15 protein-coding genes and 1 pseudogene are annotated in these 20,425 nt (G+C 62.7%); 7 read left to right on the top strand and 9 right to left on the bottom strand.

Features of this window, described 5'->3' with window-relative positions:
• The first annotated feature begins 19 nt into the window (after positions 1–19).
• Genes SB771_RS32570 through SB771_RS32555 form a run of 4 tightly spaced genes read left to right on the top strand, consistent with a single transcriptional unit; the run spans position 20 to position 6,412 of the window.
• A complete protein-coding gene (locus SB771_RS32570; RefSeq protein WP_175661409.1) occupies positions 20–1,795 on the top strand; it encodes an N-6 DNA methylase in 1,776 nt (591 codons plus the stop codon).
• Positions 1,795–3,804, top strand: a complete 2,010-nt coding sequence (locus SB771_RS32565) for a restriction endonuclease subunit S (protein ID WP_175661410.1) — start codon at positions 1,795–1,797, stop codon at positions 3,802–3,804. The genes SB771_RS32570 and SB771_RS32565 overlap by 1 nt, the downstream gene beginning before the upstream one ends.
• A 2-nt stretch (positions 3,805–3,806) precedes the next feature.
• The gene (locus SB771_RS32560) at positions 3,807–5,558 is read left to right on the top strand and encodes an AAA family ATPase (RefSeq protein WP_175661411.1); all 1,752 of its coding nucleotides are present in this window, start codon (positions 3,807–3,809) and stop codon (positions 5,556–5,558) included.
• Positions 5,555–6,412, top strand: a complete 858-nt coding sequence (locus tag SB771_RS32555) for a hypothetical protein (protein WP_175661412.1) — start codon at positions 5,555–5,557, stop codon at positions 6,410–6,412. The genes SB771_RS32560 and SB771_RS32555 overlap by 4 nt, the downstream gene beginning before the upstream one ends.
• Before the next feature lie 243 nt (positions 6,413–6,655).
• On the opposite strand, the gene SB771_RS32550 is transcribed toward SB771_RS32555, so the two are convergent.
• The 5 genes and pseudogenes from SB771_RS32550 to SB771_RS32530 all read right to left on the bottom strand — a co-directional run bounded on the left by SB771_RS32550 (position 6,656) and on the right by SB771_RS32530 (position 11,863).
• Complete coding sequence (locus tag SB771_RS32550) at positions 6,656–7,237, bottom strand: recombinase family protein (protein WP_175661413.1); 582 nt, start codon at positions 7,235–7,237, stop codon at positions 6,656–6,658.
• Positions 7,238–7,445: 208 nt separating this feature from the next.
• Positions 7,446–8,309, bottom strand: a complete 864-nt coding sequence (locus SB771_RS32545) for an HIRAN domain-containing protein (protein ID WP_175661414.1) — start codon at positions 8,307–8,309, stop codon at positions 7,446–7,448.
• 679 nt (positions 8,310–8,988) lie between these two features.
• Positions 8,989–9,783 carry a hypothetical protein gene (locus SB771_RS32540; protein WP_175661415.1) on the bottom strand — a complete coding sequence of 265 codons (795 nt, stop codon included), beginning with the start codon at positions 9,781–9,783 and terminating at the stop codon, positions 8,989–8,991.
• Positions 9,780–10,585 (bottom strand): annotated as a pseudogene (locus tag SB771_RS32535) (hypothetical protein). Before SB771_RS32535 ends, SB771_RS32540 begins: the two are co-directional and overlap by 4 nt.
• 597 nt (positions 10,586–11,182) lie before the next feature.
• Positions 11,183–11,863 carry a CGNR zinc finger domain-containing protein gene (locus tag SB771_RS32530; protein WP_244096820.1) on the bottom strand — a complete coding sequence of 227 codons (681 nt, stop codon included), beginning with the start codon at positions 11,861–11,863 and terminating at the stop codon, positions 11,183–11,185.
• Positions 11,864–11,942: 79 nt separating this feature from the next.
• On the opposite strand from SB771_RS32530, the gene SB771_RS32525 reads away from it, so the two are divergent.
• Positions 11,943–12,935, top strand: coding sequence for an arginase family protein (locus tag SB771_RS32525; RefSeq protein ID WP_175661416.1), 993 nt, complete (start codon positions 11,943–11,945; stop codon positions 12,933–12,935).
• A 48-nt stretch (positions 12,936–12,983) separates the two neighbouring features.
• Here SB771_RS32525 and SB771_RS32520 read toward each other — a convergent pair whose 3' ends face one another.
• Positions 12,984–14,384, bottom strand: coding sequence for an enolase C-terminal domain-like protein (locus SB771_RS32520; protein ID WP_175661417.1), 1,401 nt, complete (start codon positions 14,382–14,384; stop codon positions 12,984–12,986).
• A gap of 72 nt (positions 14,385–14,456) precedes the next feature.
• On the bottom strand, positions 14,457–15,797 hold the full coding sequence (locus SB771_RS32515) for an MFS transporter (protein WP_175661418.1): 1,341 nt from the start codon (positions 15,795–15,797) through the stop codon (positions 14,457–14,459).
• 298 nt (positions 15,798–16,095) lie between these two features.
• Between SB771_RS32515 and SB771_RS32510 the strand changes: the two genes are divergently transcribed.
• Both SB771_RS32510 and SB771_RS32505 read left to right on the top strand, forming a co-directional pair.
• Positions 16,096–16,722 (top strand): DUF2239 family protein, encoded by a 627-nt coding sequence (locus tag SB771_RS32510; protein WP_175661419.1) that lies wholly within the window; start codon positions 16,096–16,098, stop codon positions 16,720–16,722.
• 15 nt (positions 16,723–16,737) lie between these two features.
• A complete protein-coding gene (locus SB771_RS32505) occupies positions 16,738–18,075 on the top strand; it encodes a carotenoid oxygenase family protein (protein ID WP_175661420.1) in 1,338 nt (445 codons plus the stop codon).
• A gap of 13 nt (positions 18,076–18,088) precedes the next feature.
• On the opposite strand, the gene SB771_RS32500 is transcribed toward SB771_RS32505, so the two are convergent.
• On the bottom strand, positions 18,089–19,255 hold the full coding sequence (locus SB771_RS32500) for an ABC transporter permease (protein ID WP_175661421.1): 1,167 nt from the start codon (positions 19,253–19,255) through the stop codon (positions 18,089–18,091).
• A gap of 8 nt (positions 19,256–19,263) precedes the next feature.
• Complete coding sequence (locus SB771_RS32495) at positions 19,264–20,418, bottom strand: ABC transporter permease (protein WP_175657562.1); 1,155 nt, start codon at positions 20,416–20,418, stop codon at positions 19,264–19,266.
• Between the last annotated feature and the right edge of the window lie 7 nt (positions 20,419–20,425).

Genomic DNA, 20,425 nt, shown 5'->3' with positions numbered 1-20,425 from the left:
GTGATACGAGAACAACGAGATGAACCTCAGCAGCACAATTAAGTCCATCCAAGACATCATGCGCAAGGACGACGGTGTCGACGGCGACGCCCAGCGCCTCGGCCAGCTCACCTGGATGCTTTTCCTCAAGGTCTTCGACCAGCGCGAAGAGGAATGGGAGGACGACAACCCCAAGTACAAATCCCCGCTGCCCGAGTGCATGCGCTGGCGCAAATGGGCCGCCTATGTGGCTGGTAAAGACGGCAAGAAGGCCCCGCAGAAGGCGGCGAGCGAGATCATCAGTTTCGTTAACAACGAGCTGTTCCCCACGCTCAAGGAGCTGGACGCCAATGCCAGCGCCCAGCACAAGGTGATCCGCAGCGTCTTTGAGGACGCCAACAATTACATGAAGTCCGGCACCCAGCTGCTGGCCGTGGTCGAGAAGCTGGAAGAAGCCATTAACTTTCACGACTTCAAGACGCGCGCCAATCTGGGGGATGTCTACGAACAGCTGCTCAATGACCTGCGCGGCGCCGGCAACGCGGGCGAGTTCTACACACCGCGCGCCATTACGCAGTTCATGGTGGATCGCGTCGATCCGCGGTTGAAAGACAAGGAGATTGTTCTTGATCCGGCGTGTGGAACCGGTGGCTTTCTCACGTCCACCATCGACCACTTGCGAAATCAACGAACCACCAAGTCGGGCACGAAAGAGCAAAAGGCCATCGAAGAAGCTATTCGTGGCATCGAGAAAAAGCAACTGCCGCACTTGCTGTGTACCACCAACATGTTGCTGCATGGCATCGATGTGCCTAGCCAGATCGAGCACAGAAACACCCTGGCTATCGGGTGGAACGAGTGGGGCGCGAACGACAAGGTGGACTGCGTCATCACCAACCCGCCATTCGGTGGCTATGAGGATGACGGCGTGGGCAGCGACTATCCCGCCGACCTGCGTACTCGCGAGACGGCCGACATGTTCATGGCCCTTATCGTCAAGAAGCTCTTGAAGGAAAACGGCCGCGCCGCCGTGGTGCTGCCCGATGGATTCTTGTTTGGTGACGGCATCAAGGCCACGCTCAAAAAGCTGCTGCTGCGCGACTGCAAGCTGCACACCATCGTGCGCCTGCCTAAGGGCGTGTTCGCCCCCTACACCACCATCAAGACCAACCTGCTGTTCTTCACCAAGGGCACGGTAGTGGACGATGGCACCGAGCACTTCCACACCGACACCATTTGGTACTACGAGCACCCGTACCCGGCGGGCTACAAGAGCTACAGCAAGACCAAACCCATCCGGTTCGAAGAGTTTAAGCCCGAGCAGGACTGGTGGGGGAGTGAGGCCAACGACTTTGCCGACCGCGTGGAAAATGAATTCGCCTGGAAGGTGGATTTCAAGACCAAGCGCGAGCAGGCCGAGGCCGCGGCGCAGCCACATTGGGACCGCGCCGAGCACTTGGGCAATGAAGCTAGCGCCCTGGAAAACCACATCCGCGGTGAGCGCGACTCCATCAAGGGTGTGAACGACGCCAAACAGCGTCGGTCTGTGGAGGACAAGATTGAGATGCTGCGTCAGCAAGCCGAAGGCTTGCGCCTGCAAGCCCGCGACGCCCAAGCCACTGGTGACCGCCTCTATTGGCCCATCTACAACCTGGACCTGAAGAATCCCAATGCGCCGGAAGAAGAAAGCCACGATCCCGACGTGTTGCTGGAGAAGTACAAGACCCTGCTCGGTCAGATCGACGAAACCGAAAACCGACTAAAGAACGAGCTCGCCGCCGCACTGGCGCACCACTTCGTCAGCGAGGACATTTGATGGATGCTCAACAGTTCTTGGCGGAGTTTGGGCATATCGCCGATGCGCCGGGGGGCGTGGCGCGGTTGCGAGAGTTGGTGCTTCAGCTCGCTATCTCTGGTCGACTTTCGGAACGCGTGCCGGGTGACGCCTCGGCAGGTGCCTTGATCGAACTGAACAGAGAGCGTCGGAACGCGTTAGTTGCCCAAAAAGCAATCAAGCGACAACTAGATCCAAGGCAAGTTGCCAAGGGCGAACAGCCGTGGGTTCTGCCAGACGGCTGGGCGTGGACTCGCCTTGGCTACGTTACAAACTACGGTGATTCGCCCAAGATTGAGTTCGAGGATGTTAACGAGGAAACGTGGGTACTTGAGCTGGAAGACATCGAGAAAGGCACCTCAAAACTTTTGTCCAAGGTGCTGGCACGCGAGCGCAAGTTCAAGAGCACTAAAAATGGCTTTCCTGCTGGGGCTGTGCTGTACGGAAAGTTGCGTCCTTACCTCGACAAGGTGCTGATAGCCGACTCTGCTGGCGTCTGTACAACGGAGATCAGTCCGATTTCGTTTTTCGAAAACATTGAGGCCGGGTATTTGCGTTGGTATCTGAAGTCGCCTTACTTCATCTCCTATGCCAACGGTTCGACTTATGGATTGAACCTCCCTCGGCTTGGCACTGATTCAGCACGTGAGGCCCTGTTCCCATTCCCGCCTCAAAGGGAACAATCCCGCATCGTAGCCAAAGTCGATGAGTTGATGACCTTGTGCGATCAGTTTGAGGCGCAACAGAAAGAACGCCGCAAGCTGCAGAACGCCCTGCGCCAGTCCACCGTGAAAGCCTTGGTTAGCGCCCAAAGTCCGCACGAGCTGCAAGACAGCTGGCAACGGCTACATGCTAACTTCGGACGCTTGTTCAGGGAGCCAGAGGATATTGATGCACTGCGCGCAACCGTTCTCGATTTGGCTGTAGCCGGCTATCTAAGCGAAGAATCACCGGATGACGAGTCTGTTGACCAGTTTGTCTTGCGTAGCCGAGAAGCAAAAGCACGTCGTTTGGCATCCGGGGAGATGAAGCGAAAAACTGCGGGAGCCACTGATGTTATTCAGCTTGATCTCGTAGTCCCGGAACATTGGACAAGAATTTCTCTCGACGAGCTATTTCAGTTCATCGACTATCGAGGAAAAACACCGACTAAGACAGAAAGTGGTGTTGTTCTCGTTACGGCTAAGAACGTTCGACCTGGGCGCCTCAATCGAGAGCCAATCGAATACATATCAGAGAAGTCGTATTCGGAGTGGATGACGCGCGGTTTTCCAAGAATTGGCGATCTCCTCTTCACAACGGAAGCGCCGCTCGGAAATGTTGCGTTGATCGAAGACCAGCCGAACTTTGCACTTGCGCAACGTATTATTGATCTGCAACCATTTGCAGACCTGAATACGCGATGTGCAATGTATTTCGTATTGTCGCCAACATTCCAGGATTTGCTGGAGAGAAACTCTACTGGAATGACGGCAAAAGGCATCAAGGCTGCAAAGCTAAAACAGCTTGAAATTCCTGTTCCACCTGTGCCGGAGCAAGCACGCATCGTTGTTCGTGTGAAGCAACTTATGCGGCTCTGCGATGAGCTTGAAAAGCAACTTCGTGATGCGGGAAAGACCGCTGAGCGTCTTACTACTGCAGCCATCGCAGCCCTCACCGGCATCACCCTCGAACAAGAGGAAGAGACCCCCGTGAAAGCCCCGCAAACCGAACTCATCGCCCCGTTGTGCCTAGGTGTGCCTCCCGATGTGAAGGTCCAGGCTCCGTTGGCTACCATCCTGGCCCGCCACAATGGTGCGATGTCGGCCCGCGATCTGTGGCAGCGATTCGGCGGCGAGATCGATGCTTTCTATGCTCAACTGAACACTGAGGTGGCGCACGGCTGGATTGACGACCCGAGCTACGTGCTGGATGCGCGGGCTCCGGACAGCCCGAAAAAGTATCCGGATGGTGCTCAAGTCGCCAAGATGAAAATAAAAGAGGGCGCTTGAGCATGCAGCTTAAGCATCTAGCCATCCCGCACTTCCGCAACTTACGCGAGTTGGTGATCGACTTTGCGACGCATCTTTCCCCAATTCCTGGCGCGGACGCAGACGTAACCACCAAATCCATTCGCAGCCATTCCCTGATCGGCCAGAACGGCATCGGCAAGTCCAATCTGATCGAGGCGTTGATCACCATCTTCCGCGACATCGATCTGGACCGGGATGCCGCGCTGGACTACACGCTGGAATACGATATCCGTGGAAATTCGGTGCGTATCCAGGCCGACACGGCCAAACAGAAGCGCCCCTTCGTCTGGCTGAATGGCAAGAGCGAGTCGCAAGGTTATCTACTGAAAAACCGTGAGCTGCTGCCCTCGCACATTTTTGCCTACTACTCCGGCCGCAACGAGCGCATCGAGGCCTTGTTTCAGGAGCATCAGCGCCGCTTCAACCAGCGGCAGGAAATCACCACCGACGAGGTGCTGCCCGAGCAGTTGCTGGAGAACTTCACTGCCAGCGACGCCGACATCCGCGCGGTAGAAGAAGTCAAGCGTCGCCGCGAGGCACGGCTAAAGCAGGCGGGCGATGACCGCCTGCGCCGGCTGTTCTATTGCCGCGGCGGCCATAGCCAGTTGGTGCTGCTGGCTTGCCTGCTGTCAGACGACCCTGTCTTTCAGAAGGTCCTGAAGAACCTGCACATCGAATCGCTGGAGTCCGCACTGTTCGTGCTGAAGGAGCCGCACCGCCTGCGCACCAAGCGCCGCGAGGGCAAATTCGAGGAGAACGAGCTTAACGAAGGCGACCCCCGCTTCTGGTATGCGCGCGGCAATGTGGTTAGCGAGTTTCTCGACAAGCTTTGGCAAGTGGCTTGGGCGCCCATTGAACAGGAAACCACGCGGCAGGTCGATTTCCGGGGCCGCACCGAGAAGCAGAAACAGCTTTACCTCTTCGTGCCCAGCCACGCCAAGCTCAAGCAGTTGGGCGAGCTGGTTGGGGGCACCGACAGCTTCTTCCGCTATGCCGAAGGGGCTTATATCGGCGACCTGATCGACGAGGTGCGTATCACTGTAAAGAAGCGCGACGATCACGGCGGTAAGGTGAGCTTCACCCAGCTCTCCGAAGGCGAATTGCAGATGCTCACAGTGCTGGGCTTGATGCGAATCACCCGGGAAGACCATTGCCTGTTCCTGCTCGACGAGCCGGATACGCATCTGAACCCGATCTGGAAGCTGCGCTACTTCGATGACATCGAGGGTGTGCTGAGCGCAGACGTCGGCCAACTGACGCAAGGCGAATCGCAGATCATCATCACCACCCATGATCCGATGATGGTGGGCAGCTTGAAGCGTGAGCAAGTGCACATTCTGCGTCGGAACGGACAGCGCTCTGTAGTGGAGACACCAGACGAGCACCCGCAGGGCATGGGGGTGACCGGGCTACTCAAGAGCGAGATGTTCGGCCTATCGTCCACGCTGGACATCGAGACGGAGCGGCGCCTTTTCCGCCGCAACGAGCTGTTTGTGATGTCACCACGCACGCGTGAGGAGGATGCGGAACTATCACGTCTATCTACTGAGCTTGCTGATCTCGGCTTTTCAACTGCCGATTTTCGCGATCCCGACTACGCTTTATTCGTGCGCAAGATGGCGCAGCATCGAAAGTTCCGCAAGCCAACACTCACGCCGGAAGAGCAGGCCGAGCAAGATCGTATCGCAGACGACATCATTGATGAGATCTTGCGTGAGGAGGGCGGCAAGTGATTTTCATTGATTTGGAACATAAGAAGCCGACTGACGTAGACATCCCGGGATGGATGCCTTGGACGCAGGCGCAATGGGACGCCTGGCTGGCGAAGTCGAGGCAGCTTGTTGCCGACATGGCTGCATTGGAAGCTGCGGGTAAGCGTGGTGAGCGCAACGCGCTGATCGCCGCCAATGGCGCACATTGGGGTGCGCTGAAGGAGTGGATGTTGGCGCTGTCCGGTGGAAAGTGCTGGTTCTCTGAAGTGAGGGAGCTGTATTCACACTACGATGTGGAACACTTTCGACCCAAGAAAGAAGCCAGGGCGCTTGATGGTACGGAGCGCGACGGTTACTGGTGGTTGGCCTTCGACTATATGAATTTCCGGGTGTGCGGAAATGTGGGCAACCGGAAGAAGGGGGGATGGTTTCCGCTAAAGGATGGCTCACTGTGCTCGAGCTACGCTGCGCCTTGCGAGGAATCGGAAGCCCGGTACCTGCTAGACCCCATCGACGATGACGATGTATCGCTGATCGCCTTCGATGAAGAAGGTAAGGTCATTCCGGCTCCTGACACCTCAGACTGGGAGCAGGAACGTGTGAATGTGACAGTTAAGCGCCTGAAGTTGAACGAACATGCTCCCCTAGCCGAGGAGCGCCGCAAAGTTTGGCAGAAAATTGACGGATTAATTGAGGACTTCTATGCTGCGAAGGCCAAGTGCTCTCACGGCAACAATCCAGCGGCCAAGGCGAAACTGCTGGAGGTCCGCTCCCGGGTGCGCGAGATGACCAAGAGGTCTGCCGAATTGTCTGCGGTCGCTCGATGGTGCATCCAGGTGCGCAATGAACCGCAGCTATCAAGACTGGTCGCCTAATCTCTCACGCAGGGTGACCGCTATCCGAATCATGGCGGCACGGAAGCGCGATCTAGACAGACGCACGACCTAACCTGACACGCGATTAGTCGACCGTGGCGAGAACCGTATCGTTTCTCTGAGGTTGTCCAGGTGTTTTTGTGGTTTGGCGAAACCGTAGCGGATTTACAGAACACCAGGACGGCTCGCCTGCCGGGGTAGGGGACTGCCGTTTGCAATCAATTGCAGGCCCCTCGTCGGCACTCAAGCTGCGGCGCGGTCACGCACGCGCATGATGACTTGGCGTGCTACCCCATACTCTTTGGCGAGCGCGTAGACCGTAGCACCCTGAGCGAGGCGGTGCCGCACTTTTGCTTGCTGCTCGCTCGATAGTGCCGAGGGGCGGCCTAGTTTGCGGCCTTCGGCCTTTACGCGCAGTAAGCCTGCTTGCGTCCTCTCAATCAATAGATCGCGCTCGAACTGCGCAACGGCCGTCAGGACGCCCATCGTCATCTTTCCGGCGCTTGATGTTAGATCGACGCCGCCGAGGGCAAGACAATGCACGCGCACGCCCATTTCGGCGAGTCGATGCACGGTTTGCTGGACGTCGATGGCGCTGCGGCCAAGTCGGTCTAGCTTGGTGACTACCAACACGTCGCCCTCTTCGATGCGGTCCAATAGCTTTTGAAATCCAGGTCGCTCACTGGCGGGCACGCTACCCGAAACGTGCTCGGTGATCGTACGCTTGGCTGTGACATCGAAGCCAGCGACCTTGATCTCCGCTACTTGGATCTCCGGATGTTGATCGACGGTACTGACGCGGCAGTAGGCGAAAACCCGACTCATAGTTGCGTCTTTGTGGTTTGCAATTGGTTGCACGGCCGCAATGCGGCGAAGGGTACGAAAACATCGTTCTAGTTTAGTACAGGGGTGCGAATATTCAACCCCTAGTTTTTGTACCCATCCGCAAGCGCAAGCGCCAATGAGTGCGTAACCGGTCGTTTTAGTACACTCAGGCAACGCCGCCTCTTATCCCCGGACGCAGATGCCGCACTCACTTGCGTATTATTAGGAAGAGCACGAGCAGAATACCCACCACCCAGTAGACCAGCGTTGAACTGCGGCGCTTGCCAGCGCCATTCGAACCTGAGACGGCCGGTGTGTGCACTGGAGCAATACTCCCTCCGGTCGACGGAACGTACGGGGCGATTGGCGTTTGCCCATATCCCGGGGTTACTTTCATTCCGGCTCCCTTGCCGTCTGCCGTCATGTTGTAGAAGGTATTCCCGTTTCGCCGGGCTTCATCGATCGCTTTCGCCTCCAGTCGCTCTGCCTCCAGTGTATTGGCCGCCAGGCCAACAACGGAAAACTCGAAGACGTCACCACCTGATAGGTCGTAGTCCCGCTGCAACAGGGAATTGCAGTGATTTTTGCGTTGAAGATCGGACACGTGGGATAGGGCACGTCCTCGGATGTTCATTGAGGAGCCTACATATATCCGCCCGTTTCCGGTGTGGCGCAACAAATAGGCGCCGCCAGCCGAAGGAAGTGACTCGGCCGATACCGAGAGCCGGTCATTGTTTTGCTGTCCCGCGTCCCCGCCTTTGTTCCCCCTCCATGAAACGCTGATGCGAATGGTCAGTTCCGGAAACCTTTCGATCGAGGTGACCACCACCGAGTCTACGCCGTTCCTTTCAAGCCTCGCGCCCACATCTGGCGCGCTGCTCCTCGAGATGTGTCCCAGTTTGTGTCGGCCCTCACTGAGGTATACGGCGACAGCGTTAGGATCAACCTTGTTTGTCGGTTCGCGTACGAGCGTGATGGCCGAACCGGTCTTGAGGGCGTTCGCCGAAAGGGCCGCCTCGGCAGCGTAATATCGGGTGCCCTTGACCTTGTAGGACGTCGTTTCGCGTCTCATTATGTCCTCGCGGGTTCGGTACGACGGACAGACAGTTTGTTCGTGTCGCTCGGGAGCACCACGCTATAGCGCACGCCACCTGCTCGCATGTCGTATTACGGCGTGGTACAAACGCGGGCCGCTAAGCTGCCTGTTTCGGCCGGAGCATTTGCGCTTGCGTGGGGAGCCTTAGGACGTTAATCGCGCCTTACGACGCTGAAGGCGAAGCTGCTGGTTTCCCCGACTGTCTAACGCGTCTTGGCGCGGCCCGCCAGAGTATCGCAAACGCCTCTGCTGCGGGATCCACTGACAAGTTCACTCCGACCTAGAGCAACTGCTGCCCGGCTTGATTTCCGGTTCGATCTTCGGTTGCTATGGTTGCCTCACTTTCGGTACAGTGCCGCGATTTTCGTTTCAACTTTGACGGCGGGTACGCCAATAGCTAAAGAGATCCGTGCAATCGATTGCAGGAGATACTTCGCAATACAGGCTCGTTGCATTCGGCGTGCCGTTGTGGGTTAGCAGAACATCGGAGCATTAGCCGCAATACAGCCATCAAGCGGTGTCCGCCATTTCTTGCAATTGAGTGCAACGAGTAAACCAGCTAGGCTACACCTTGAGGTCGCTGCAATCGGGATCCCCGTGTCCGACGTGCCAACCGTTGAGGGTAACGTGCCATCACGCCTCGCCGTGATCAACGTCACCGCGAACCACAAATCCCTTTGGCACCTCGCATTCCGGAATACTGCCTTGGCGAAGGAGTGCCGCACCCTCGACTCTCGGTTTGCCGGGAGTGATTCACGCCGATATGGTCTGCCACAGTAGTCGTCAGACTGCCCCAGCTGGCTTCTCCACAAGCTGGCTGCCACACATGTTGCGGCTCGATGGCTGTCAGGTAGTGCCGATGATTGTCCGGCTCCTTATCGCGCGGGTCTCCGAATCGACCGCGAGTGCCAATTGACTCAAGCCAGTGAGCAAATCCACTGATTGTTTCGACGTCGCACACGTACTTGAAGCCCTGACGGCTGAGGATAAGCCCCGGAAATCGGTCGGCAAACGCCAGTGACTCAGGCATCGGACTCGCCGCACCGAAATACCAAAAATTGCCCGACCCTTCAGCCAAGAAAACCAACCTCCCTTGATCCTGTGCGAATGAGTCCACGGAGTTGTGTCCCGCAGAAGGCACCCTTCGCCAATGCGTTCCTTCGCGGAAGTAGAGGTTGTCCCCGCACCTCTGTTCGGGCTCACCGTCCAGCACGGGACGCTTTTGCGGGTACTCGCAGAAGTACTGGTCCATTTCGAGGACCTTGGTTAGACGCATCGCGTAGATCAGGCGATTCCCGGTCGCCTTGCAGGAGTGCCCCAAAACCCAGTCACCGGGTTGAAGACGCGCATTCATGTGGTTAGGCGTGCAAAGCGCAAGAGAGCAGATGTCAAAGTATGGATTCGGGGCAAGTCCAGTATCCGACGTCATCACGTACTTGAGTAGCTTCATGCAGCATCTCCAATGAGGTTTGCTACCCACTGCCCCAGCTCCGGGTAGGTCTTGCCATCGATCACGAACTCCTGCCCTTTCGCCGCCGTCTTCAGCGTCACACTATCGCCCTCAACTTTCCAACAGTCGGCACGGGGATGATAGGTTAGCGGCGTCCGGCCCTTCGGCTCGAACCACGACGGCAAGGACCAGAAGCTACGCGACAGCCCCTCCCGCGTGAGTTGCAACGGCGGGCGCAGAGACGGGAATCGCCCACCCCCGAGACCGTCGACATAGGCCGAACGCTCGCGTCCGACGTAAAGGGTGTTTCGCGGATCCGTGTATCTCTCTGGAGAGGCTACATGGGGATGCGTCGCAATCCACGGATGTCGCTGCAGCGACACGTGGCGATCAGTGACGACAGGTAGCACTTGATCGACTTCCAGCCAACCGAACATGACGTGCAAATCCGGCGCACGCGGCACAAAGCGCCACTGCCCCGAGATTTTTCCACTTGCCGGAACCATCCAAAGAACAGGAAGACGTCCCCAGCACCAACGCCGTTGTTGGAAAGGTGGCCTTGGGCCGCCCCCGTCTGGCCCAAGGCTGGCCGCCAGCCGGGGATGTTGGCCACGTGATTGCCGCCGAGGTCCGGCTCGTAGTGGACCGTCGACGTGGAGCTGTGCCGCTCCTAGGACAGGTTCCGGAGCATGGTATCTAAGTCCAGATCAGGGAAGCCCACGTTGTCAATCATCGTTCGGTCGTGATCGCTTGGAATCGGGAGCGGAATCAATCTGCCATCCGGCAGGATCGGACTGGCCATGCCGCCGTACTGTTGGTCGAAACCCTTTCGCGAAAAAACAACTTTCATTTGGAGCCCATGTCTTACTTTGTTGTTGCGTCGAAGCAAGTGATGTTGAGGTGGCACGACCGCAGCAACGTAGTGCCTGATAGGTTTCTCGTCCGCGACATTCGTAGCGGAACAGCTTGTTTCGACCGGAGCATTTGCGCTTGCCGTGGGCAACCTTAGGACGTAATTCATGCCATCCGGTGCTGAAGGTAAAGCTGCCAGCTTACGAGACTTTCTAACGCGTCTTGCTGCGGCACGCCAGAGGATTGCAAACGCTTTCACTGCGGGATCCGCAGGCAAGTGCTCTCCATCCACGGCATGACCTGCTGGTCTCGATGACAACGTCATGCCGGAATTTTCCACTTCCAAATGGGACAGTTTTGTGGGCTAGGGTCACGTGGTGATAACCGGAGAATGAGGAGTGGCGGCCGATCTACGAAGGGATTCGATCCTCCTCCGCTCCACCAACGGAATCCGAAGGGCTCGGTCGCAAGACCGAGCCCTTTTTGTTTTCCAGCATCCCGCGCGTAACCCCCGCGCCTCGCGTATCGCTTTCGACCCGGCCCGCTCCTATTCGGCCGCGTCGCGATCGTGCGCCGCCCCCGCCAGCCCGTGCCTCGTCGCGTGGTAGTGCCGTCGCGCCTTCGCGACGTTTCCGCAGGTTGCCATGTCGCACCACTTGCGACGCCCGGTCTTCGACCCGTCGATGAACAGCCACGCGCAATTCTGCCCCGCGCACATTCGGAGCCGGCCGTCCGGTATCGCTTCGAGAAGCTTCACGGCGTCGAGCGCAATCCGCTCGGCGGGCAGGTGCAGGTCCGCGTCGCCGCGCGTATCCGGCGCGTAGCCGAATGCCACTCGTCCGGCCGTCGCGACCAGCCGCTGCCTGTTCACCGCCCTCCGCCACGCGTGCTCCAGCGTGGCGAGATCCGCCGCGGCCGGCGATGCGCGGTGTGCGAGCGCATCGAAGATCCCGAACAACGCTTCACGCAGGCCCTTGGCATCGCGCAACGCGCGGTCGGCCGCCGCCGGGGCTTCGGCCGCGCGGGCCGCGAGCCGCTTCAGGTCGAGCGCGGGGAGCAAGGTCGCAGACGCCAGCCACGCCAGATACGCGTGGTAATCGGGCAGCCAGTCGCGCGGCGTGTCGTCGCGGCCGGTCACCGTGTTGACGAAGTCGAGGACGGCGTGACCGCCGATGAAATCGCGCGCCACGAACGTGTGCGCTTCCATAACCGGTAAAGTCTTTGACATGGGTTAAATCGATGCTAACCTTTGATGGCATTTTCACAGGTTATCACGCACGACGACCGCGATTGCGCGAGGAGAAGTCATGACGGAGCCGACCGCTTCATCCGACCTGCAGGCCGAACATTCATCAACCTGCGTCGTTCGGCCGATCGAACTCATCGCCGCGCCGAGCAGCCTCGGCCTGAAGCCGAACGGCGCCGGCCGCGAGCCCGACACGTGGCGCGGGCCGGACGCGCTGCTCGCCACCGGCCTCGCCGCGCGTCTGGGCGCGCGCGTCGCGTGGCTTGCGCATCCTGCCTACGCGTTCGAGCCGCAACCCGGCACCCGCATCCGTAACGGCGTGTCGATCCGCGCGTTCTCGCTCGAACTTGCCGCGCACATCGCCGGTGCGCTCGCACGGGGCGCCTTTCCGATCGTGCTCGGCGGCGACTGCAGCATCCTGCTCGGGTGCCTGCTGGGAAATCGGCGCGCAGGCGGCAGCGGGCTCGTCCACGTCGACGGACACAGCGACTTCTTCCATCCGGGCAATTACGACACGTCGACGCGGCTCGGGTCCGCGGCCGGGATGGATCTCGCGCTGGCGACCGGCCGGGGCGAGCCGCTGCTGACGTCCTGGCCGGACCTCGATGGTCCGCTCGTCGACGATCGCGACGTATGCCAGGTCGGCGAGCGCGACGCGGAAACCGCCGAGTTCGAGGCGGCCTACGGCGATATCGTTCGAACGGCGATCACACAAACGACGATCCAGCAGTTGCTCGCGCGGGGGCCTGCCGCCGTCGCTGGCGAACTCGTCGACTGGCTGCACAGGCGTGCGCTTCGGCGGGTATGGTTGCACGTCGATCTCGACGTGCTCGATCAGTCGCAACTTCCTGCCGTGGATTCGCCCGGCTCACCGGGGCTGGACTTCGATGGGCTCGATACGTTGCTCGGGCCGCTCGTCGCGTCCGGGCGCGTTGCGGGGATCGACTTCACGATCTACGACCCGGGGCTCGATCCGGGGTTAACGCATGCGGACCGGATCGCGCGCAGCGTCGCGCGGAGCGCGGCCGCGCTGCCGGGTGCGCGGAGCCGATAGTGCGGGCCGACTGACGGAAGACGCCTGACCGCCGACGCGAACCCGTGCCTATCGGCGACGCCCGAAACTCGGCCGCTTCGGATCATACGTCCAGCCGGGCACCAGATACCGCATCGCCATCGCATCATCGCGCGCCGTGCCGCCCACCTCCCGATACAGCGCATGCGCGGCCTCGACCTGCGCCATGTCGAGCTCGATCCCGAGCCCCGGCCGCTCGGGCACGGCCACCTGGCCGCCGACGATCTCGAGCGGTTCGCGCGTGAGCCGCGCGTCGCCTTCCTGCCAGATCCAGTGCGTGTCGATCGCGGTGATCGTGCCGGGCGCCGCCGCGGCCGCGTGCGTGAACATCGCGAGCGACACGTCGAAGTGATTGTTCGAGTGGGAACCCCACGTGAGCCCCCAGTCGCGGCACAGCTGCGCGAGCCGCACCGAACCCTGCATCGTCCAGAAGTGCGGATCGGCGAGCGGGATGTCGACCGCCTGCAGCCGCACCGCGTGATCCATCTGCCGCCAGTCGGTCGCGATCATGTTGGTCGCGGTCGGGATGCCGGTCGCCCGCCGAAACTCGGCCATCACCTCGCGGCCCGAGTAGCCGGCTTCCGGCCCGCACGGGTCCTCCGCATACGCGAGCAGGTGGCCTTGCCCGCGGCACAGCGCGACCGCTTCGTCGAGCGACCACGCGCCGTTCGGGTCGAGCGTCGCGCGGGCGTCGGGAAAGCGCGCCTTGATCGCCGCGATCGCCTCCATCTCGTCCGCGCCGGCCATCACGCCACCCTTCAGCTTGAAATCGGCGAAGCCGTAGCGTTCGACCGCGGCCTCGGCCTGCCGCGCGATCGCGGCCGGCGTGAGCGCGGCTTCGTTGCGCAGGCGGAACCACGGATCGGTTGCCTGCGTTTCGTCGCGATACGGCAGGTCGGTGCGGCGCCGCTCGCCGATGTAGAACAGATACGCGAGCATCGGCACCGCGTCGCGCTGCTGCCCTTCGCCGAGCAACGCGGCGACCGGCACGTCGAGATGCTGGCCGAGCAGGTCCAGCAGCGCGGCCTCGATCGCGGTGATCACGTTGTCGAGCCGCAGGTTGATCTCGTGCGGCTGGCGCAGCACGGCCGCCTCGCCGGCCGACGTCACTTCGTGCTGGATCGTGCGTCCGGCGCCCGCCCCCGCGCCGGACAGCGCCGCGCGCACCGCATTGAGCGTCGCCTGGTAACGCCCGATCGACTGGCCGACCACGAGGTCGGTCATCCGTTCGAGCGCATGACGGATACCTTCGCCGCCGGGCACTTCGCCGACGCCCGTGTGGCCGCTGCTGTCGTCGAGGATCACGAGGTTTCGCGTGAAATACGGCGCGTGCGCGCCGCACAGGTTCAGCAGCATGCTGTCGCGGCCGGCGACGGGGATCACCTGCATGCGCGTGACGCGCGGCGTGCCGGCACGGCGGGATTCGGACATCGGTTCGCTCCTGGTTCCGGTGATGCACGGGCCGCCGGACGCGCCGGCGCGGCCCGCGCCGTTCAGTTCAGTTCAGTTCAGCTCGACGCGGCGAATTTCGCCGACGACGAACAGGTAGCAGATCACGGCAACGAGTGCGTGCGCGACGACATACACCAGCGCGCCGTTGAACGAGCCGCTGCGGTCGACGATATAGCCGATCGCGATCGGCGTCGTGATGCTGGAAAGATTGCCGCAGGTATTGAGCAGCGCACCGCTCAGGCCGGCGATCTGGCGCGGCGCGGTGTCGGCGTTGACGGCCCAGCCGAGCGCGCCGAGGCCCTTGCCGAAGAACGACAGCGCCATGAACAGCACGACGAGCACGTGCGAGTCGGTGTAGTTGCAGACGATCATCGACATCGACAGCAGCATGCCGATCACGATCGGCACCTTGCGCGCGACCGACAGCGACCGGCCTTGCTTGAGCAGCCCGTCGGACACGATGCCGCCGAGAATCCCGCCGAGGAACCCGCACACGGCCGGGATCGACGCGACCAGCCCCGCGTTGAGGATCGACATCCCGCGCGCCTGCACGAGATAGACGGGAAACCACGTGATGAAGAAGTAGGTGAGCGCGTTGATGCAGTACTGCGCGACGTACACGCCGACGAGCATCCGGTTCCTCAGCAGCGCCTTCACGTGACGCATCGACGGGCCGCCGTCGCGCGCGCCGGTCGCCTGGTCGATGTTGACGAGCGCGCCGCCTTCGGCGAGGTAGTCGAGCTCCGCATCGTTGACGTGCGGGTGCGCCTTCGGGTCGTACATCGTGCGGTTCCACACCAGCACGAACGCGAAGCCGAGCACGCCCATCACCGCGAACACCGACTGCCAGCCGAATGCATGCACGAGCCAGCCCATCAGCGGCGCGAACACGACGGTCGCCGCGTATTGCGCGGCGTTGAAGATCGCCGATGCGGTGCCGCGTTCGGCGGCTGGGAACCAGGTGGACACGATCCGGCTGTTGGCCGGGAACGACGGCGCCTCGGCCGCACCGACCAGGAAGCGCAACCCGAACAGCAGCGCGAACGCGGCCGCACCGCTGAAGAAGCCGATGCCGCCCTGCAGCAACGTGAACAGCGACCAGAAGAAGATGCTGAACGCATAGACGATGCGCGACCCGAAGCGATCGAGCAGCCAGCCGCCCGGCAGTTGCGCGATCACGTACGACCAGCCGAACGCCGAGAAGATGAAGCCCATCTGCACATGGCTCAGGTGCATCGCGCGGGCGAGCGCCGGGCCGGCGATCGCGATCGCCGCGCGATCCGCATAGTTGATCGTCGTGACCGCGAACAGCACGGTCAGCACGAGCCAGCGCACACGGGTGCGCCGGGCCGTTGCCGACACGGATGCCGGCAATGCGTGAAGCGGATTCATGACTGTCTCCTCCGAAGGGCGGAAGGTGCCGTCGTGCGGCGGCGCGTCGAGTGCGCGCGTTTTTTCGTGGTGGTATTGGCGGCCGGAGACCGGATGTCGATGCCCCGCGAGTCGGGGCGTCCGGGTCATTCTGTCATGGCGAATATTGCGCTTTCATGCCAATTGCTGACTTGATCGATTCAGGAATTGAATCGATCCGTCGCGCATCGAGCAACATTTTCACCCGGATAATATTGACATTCAATTTATACCCGGATAAAAATGGCGTCATTCTGATTCCAGCCTGCGGGCGACCACGATGACACTCTCCACGCTCCTTCCTTCGTACACGGTCTTCGACGGCCACCGGCGGCTCGTGTCGGGGCCGCTCGCGACGGTCGCGCTTGCGGTCCGGCAGGCTGCCGGCGACGCGACGCCCGGCACGATCCTGATCTTCGACGACGCGACCGGCCGCGCGATCGACCTCGACCTGCGCGGCACGGCGGACGAGATCCGCGCGCGATACGCGGCGGCGCCAGCCGATGCGTCCGCACCCGCCGGCGAGCCGACCGGCGAGGGCGAACCACGCGGCCGCGGCCGCCCGAAGCTCGGCGTCGTGTCGCGCGAAGTCACGTTGCTGCCGCGTCACTGGGACTGGCTCGCCGCGCAGCCGGGCGGCGCGTCGGTCGCGCTGCGCAAGCTGGTCGAGGACGCGCGGCGCACGCATGCGGCGGCCGACCGGCGTCGCGACGCGCAAGCGCGTGCGTATCACTTCATGTCCGCGATCGCGGGCGACCTGCCGGGTTTCGAGGAAGCCGCGCGTGCGTTGTATGCGAACGATCTCGCGCGGCTGGCCGAGCTGATCGCCGGCTGGCCGGACGACGTGCGCGACCATGCGCTCGCGCTGGCGCGCGGCGACCTGCCGCCGTCGACCGAAGACTGCTGACAGAGCGCCGATGCGATGACCGTATTCGACCTGAACCGCGGTGCGATCGCGCCGGTCGCCGACGAAGTCGACGTCGTCGGGCTGCGCGTGACCGGCACGATCCCGCCCGAACTCGACGGCACGCTGCTGCGCAACGGCCCGAATCCGCCGGGCGGTCGCTTCGACGGGAACGACGTGCTGTCGTGGTGGCCGGAGGCGGCGATGCTGCATGCGATCGCCTTCGAAAACGGCCGCGCGGCCGGCTACCGGAACCGCTGGGCGCGCACGCGGCGCTGGGCCGCCGTGCATGCACCCGCGCAGGCGCCGCACCTGCCCGACACCAATCCGAATGTGAACCTCCTGCAGCACGCGGGCGAATTGCTGGCGCTGGCCGAAGGCGGCGCGCCGCTCGCGATCACGGCCGCGCTCGACACGCTCGGCGCACCCGCGCGGCACGCGGCGCTCGGCGGCGCGATGACCGCGCATCCGAAGGTCGATCCGGTGACGGGCGAGCTGATCCTGTTTCGCGCGGACTGGCGCGAACCGTGGCTGCGCTACGGTGTCGCGGACGCGCACGGCGTGCAGCGCGTCGACCTCGCCGTCGACGTGCGCGCGCCGTCGATGATGCACGACCTCGCGATCACCGAAACCCGCAGCCTGCTGCTCGACCTGAATGTCGGCTACGACTTCGCGATGCTGAAGCAGGGGCACCGGATGCCGCTGCGCTGGCACGACGACCGCGACGCACGGATCGGCGTGATCCCGCGCCACGGCGGCGACGTGCGCTGGTTCGGCATCGAGCCGTGCTTCATCCAGCACGTCGTGAACGCGTACGACTGCGACGCGTCGTGCATCGTGCTCGACGTGGTTCGCTATCCATGGTTCCTGCGGCTCGACGCGCGCACCGGCCGCTTTGCCGACAACCCGGTCGGCGAGCTGTGGCGCTACGTGATCGATACCGCGAACGGACTGGTCGACGAAGGGCCGCTCGCCGACGGCGGCATCGAGCTGCCGCGCATCAACGAAAGCAGGACGGGGCGCTGCTACCGCTATCTGTATGCGGTCGAGCAGCCGAACAACGCGGAAATGCGCGGCGTGATGCGCTTCGACCACGTGCGCGGCACGACGACGCGTTACGCGGTGCCGGCCGGCGACCAGAACGGCGAGCCGGTGTTCGTGCCGCGCCCGGGCGGTACCGACGAAGACGACGGCTGGCTGCTGGTGGTGGTCTACCGCGCGGCGACGGATACGAGCGACGTCGTGATCCTCGATGCCCGCGCGATCGATGCGGCGCCGGTCGCGACGGTGCACCTGCCGCGTCGCGTGCCCGCCGGCTTCCACGGCGCGTGGGTGCCGCGCGAGCGCCGGGCGTGACCGGCCGCGCACATCACCGCGCGCGCAGCGCGTCGACGATGTTCAGCCGCGCGGCGCGCATCGCCGGCAGGAACCCGCCGACGAGGCCCATCACGAGCGAGAACAGCAGCGTCTTCACGACGATCGCGGGCGTCAGCACGAAGCGGAACGACAGGTCGGCGAAGGTCTGGAAGTTGGTCGTCGAGAACGACGCGAACTCCATCAGCGACGCGCACGCGAGCCCCGCGACACCGCCGACGAAGCCGAGCAGCAGCGCTTCCAGCAGGAACGCGGCGAGCACGTTCATGCGCTTGAAGCCGAGCGCGCGCAGCGTGCCGATCTCGGCGGTGCGGTTCGCGACCGATGCGTACATCGTGATCATCGCGCCGATCATCGCGGCGATCGAGAAGATCGTCGACAGCGTGATGCCGAGAATGTTGATGAACCGCGACAGCGCCTTCGACTGGTCACCATAGAAAGTCTGTTCGCGCTTCGCCTCGTCGGTCAGCCGCGGGTCGACGTCGATGTCGGCCTTGAAGCGCGCGAAGCCGTCGGCGCTGGGGATGCGCAGCACCATCGACGAGTAGCTCGTGCGCCGGAACGACTGCATCAGCTGGTCGACGTCGCCCCAGATCTCCGAATCGAAGCCGCTGCCGTCGGCGTCGAACACGCCGACCACGGTCCAGTCGCGCTGCGCGAAATGCAGGCTGTCGCCGAGCTGCGTGCCGCTGAAGCCTTTCGCGATCGCGCTGCCGACGACGATCTCCGACGAACCCGGCGCGAACGTGCGCCCGGCCACGAGCTTCACGTGCGGCCGCATCGCGAGGCCGGCCGGCGACACGCCGCGGATCACGACGTTCGACGGCTTGCCGCTCGACGTCTTCACGAGCGAAATCAGCACGACGGCTTCCTTCGACACCCGCGGCCGGCCGTCAGGGCCGAGCGCGACGGCCGGATGCATCTCGAGCGCGTTGGCCTGCTGGTGGTCGATCGAACTCTGGATCTCGGTTTCGGCGCCCTTGCGGATCACCACGGCGTTGTCGGGTTCGCCGGTCGACACGAGCGTCTTCGTGAGCCCCGCGTCGAGCATCTGCACCGTCGCGAACACGAAGATCACGAGCGCCATCCCGCCTGCAGTGAGCGCGGTGGTGAGCCGCCGGGTCCACAGGTTGCGCGCGATGTAGGTCAACGGAATCGCCATGAGCGCGCCTAGCCGATCGCCCGCAGGCCTTCGACCACGCGCACGCGCGCGGCCTGCCACGCCGGCACGAGCGCGGCCGCGATGCCGACCGCGACCGAGCATGCGGCCTGCAGCGCCATCGTCTCGGTCGATACCTTGAACACCGGGAAGATGCCGCCCGCGGCCTGCTTGAAGAGGCTCGCGGCCGGCGGCGTCGCAAGTATCCCGAGCCCGCCGCCGGCCACCGCGATCACCACCGATTCGCCGAACACGATCAGCGCGAGAAAGCCGGGGCCGAAGCCGAGCGCCTTCAGCGTCGCGTATTCGGCGGTCCGTTCGCGCGCGCTCATCGCCATCGCGTTCGCCATCACGGCCATGATGATCAGGATCACCACGTACGACACGACGCGGATCGCCGCGATGATCTGGTTCGACATCGCGACGAAGCCGAGCTGGAACGCCTGCTCGGTCTCGGTCAGCGTTTCGGCGAGCGAGTTCTTGAATACCGCGTCGACGTTGCGCGCGATCGCGGCGCCATCGTCCGGATTCGCGACGCCGACCACGAACACGCCGACCTGGTCGGCCTGCTTCGGCGTGCGCTTGCGCACCGTCTCGTTCAGGTAGTCCCAGTGGAACACGAGCTGGCGCGTGATCGTCGAGTCGTCGCGGCCGTCGAGAATGCCGCGCACGACGAAGTCCCACGTGCCCGGATAGATCGTGCCCTTCAGCGGGATCACGTCGCCGACCTTGAAGCCGAACTGCGTAGCGAGCTGGCGCCCGACCAGGCAGCCGCGGCGGTCGCGATCGTAGTCGGCGCGCTGCTGCGCGGGCAGGAGGAATTCCGGATACAGGTCGAGATAGTTTTCCGATACCGCGAAGCTCGCGAAGAAGTTCTTCGGGTCGCGATACACGCCGCCGAACCAGTTCGAGCGGACCACGGCCGTCACGCCGTCGACGCCGCGGATCCGGTTCTCGTAGCTGACCGGCAGCGGGAACACGAGCGAGATCGCGTTGCGCGTGACGAGCCGGCCGCTCGACGCGGCGGCCGCGCCCGCGTACCACGCGTCGACCACGGTATGCAGCAGCCCGAACGCCAGCACCGCGATGGTCAGTCCGAGCACGGTCAACAGCGTGCGCAGCCGGTGCCGCAGCGCATTGCGCGCGATCAGCTTCAGCACGTACATCGCGCGC

It is taken from the genome of Burkholderia sp. SIMBA_051, from assembly GCF_046534915.1.
Taxonomy (GTDB): domain Bacteria; phylum Pseudomonadota; class Gammaproteobacteria; order Burkholderiales; family Burkholderiaceae; genus Burkholderia; species Burkholderia ambifaria.
This window is presented reverse-complemented; position numbering and strand designations above follow the sequence as displayed.

Bases quoted from the DNA above. Each gene is read 5' to 3' on its own strand.
- SB771_RS32505 (WP_175661420.1), top strand. From the start codon at position 16,738: ATGACCGTATTCGACCTGAACCGCGGTGCGATCGCGCCGGTCGCCGAC.
- SB771_RS32495 (WP_175657562.1), bottom strand. From the start codon at position 20,418: ATGTACGTGCTGAAGCTGATCGCGCGCAATGCGCTGCGGCACCGGCTG.
- SB771_RS32530 (WP_244096820.1), bottom strand. From the start codon at position 11,863: ATGTCAAAGACTTTACCGGTTATGGAAGCGCACACGTTCGTGGCGCGC.
- SB771_RS32525 (WP_175661416.1), top strand. From the start codon at position 11,943: ATGACGGAGCCGACCGCTTCATCCGACCTGCAGGCCGAACATTCATCA.
- SB771_RS32515 (WP_175661418.1), bottom strand. From the start codon at position 15,797: ATGAATCCGCTTCACGCATTGCCGGCATCCGTGTCGGCAACGGCCCGG.
- SB771_RS32570 (WP_175661409.1), top strand. From the start codon at position 20: ATGAACCTCAGCAGCACAATTAAGTCCATCCAAGACATCATGCGCAAG.
- SB771_RS32565 (WP_175661410.1), top strand. From the start codon at position 1,795: ATGGATGCTCAACAGTTCTTGGCGGAGTTTGGGCATATCGCCGATGCG.
- SB771_RS32540 (WP_175661415.1), bottom strand. From the start codon at position 9,783: ATGAAGCTACTCAAGTACGTGATGACGTCGGATACTGGACTTGCCCCG.
- SB771_RS32510 (WP_175661419.1), top strand. From the start codon at position 16,096: ATGACACTCTCCACGCTCCTTCCTTCGTACACGGTCTTCGACGGCCAC.
- SB771_RS32560 (WP_175661411.1), top strand. From the start codon at position 3,807: ATGCAGCTTAAGCATCTAGCCATCCCGCACTTCCGCAACTTACGCGAG.
- SB771_RS32545 (WP_175661414.1), bottom strand. From the start codon at position 8,309: ATGAGACGCGAAACGACGTCCTACAAGGTCAAGGGCACCCGATATTAC.
- SB771_RS32550 (WP_175661413.1), bottom strand. From the start codon at position 7,237: ATGAGTCGGGTTTTCGCCTACTGCCGCGTCAGTACCGTCGATCAACAT.
- SB771_RS32500 (WP_175661421.1), bottom strand. From the start codon at position 19,255: ATGGCGATTCCGTTGACCTACATCGCGCGCAACCTGTGGACCCGGCGG.
- SB771_RS32520 (WP_175661417.1), bottom strand. From the start codon at position 14,384: ATGTCCGAATCCCGCCGTGCCGGCACGCCGCGCGTCACGCGCATGCAG.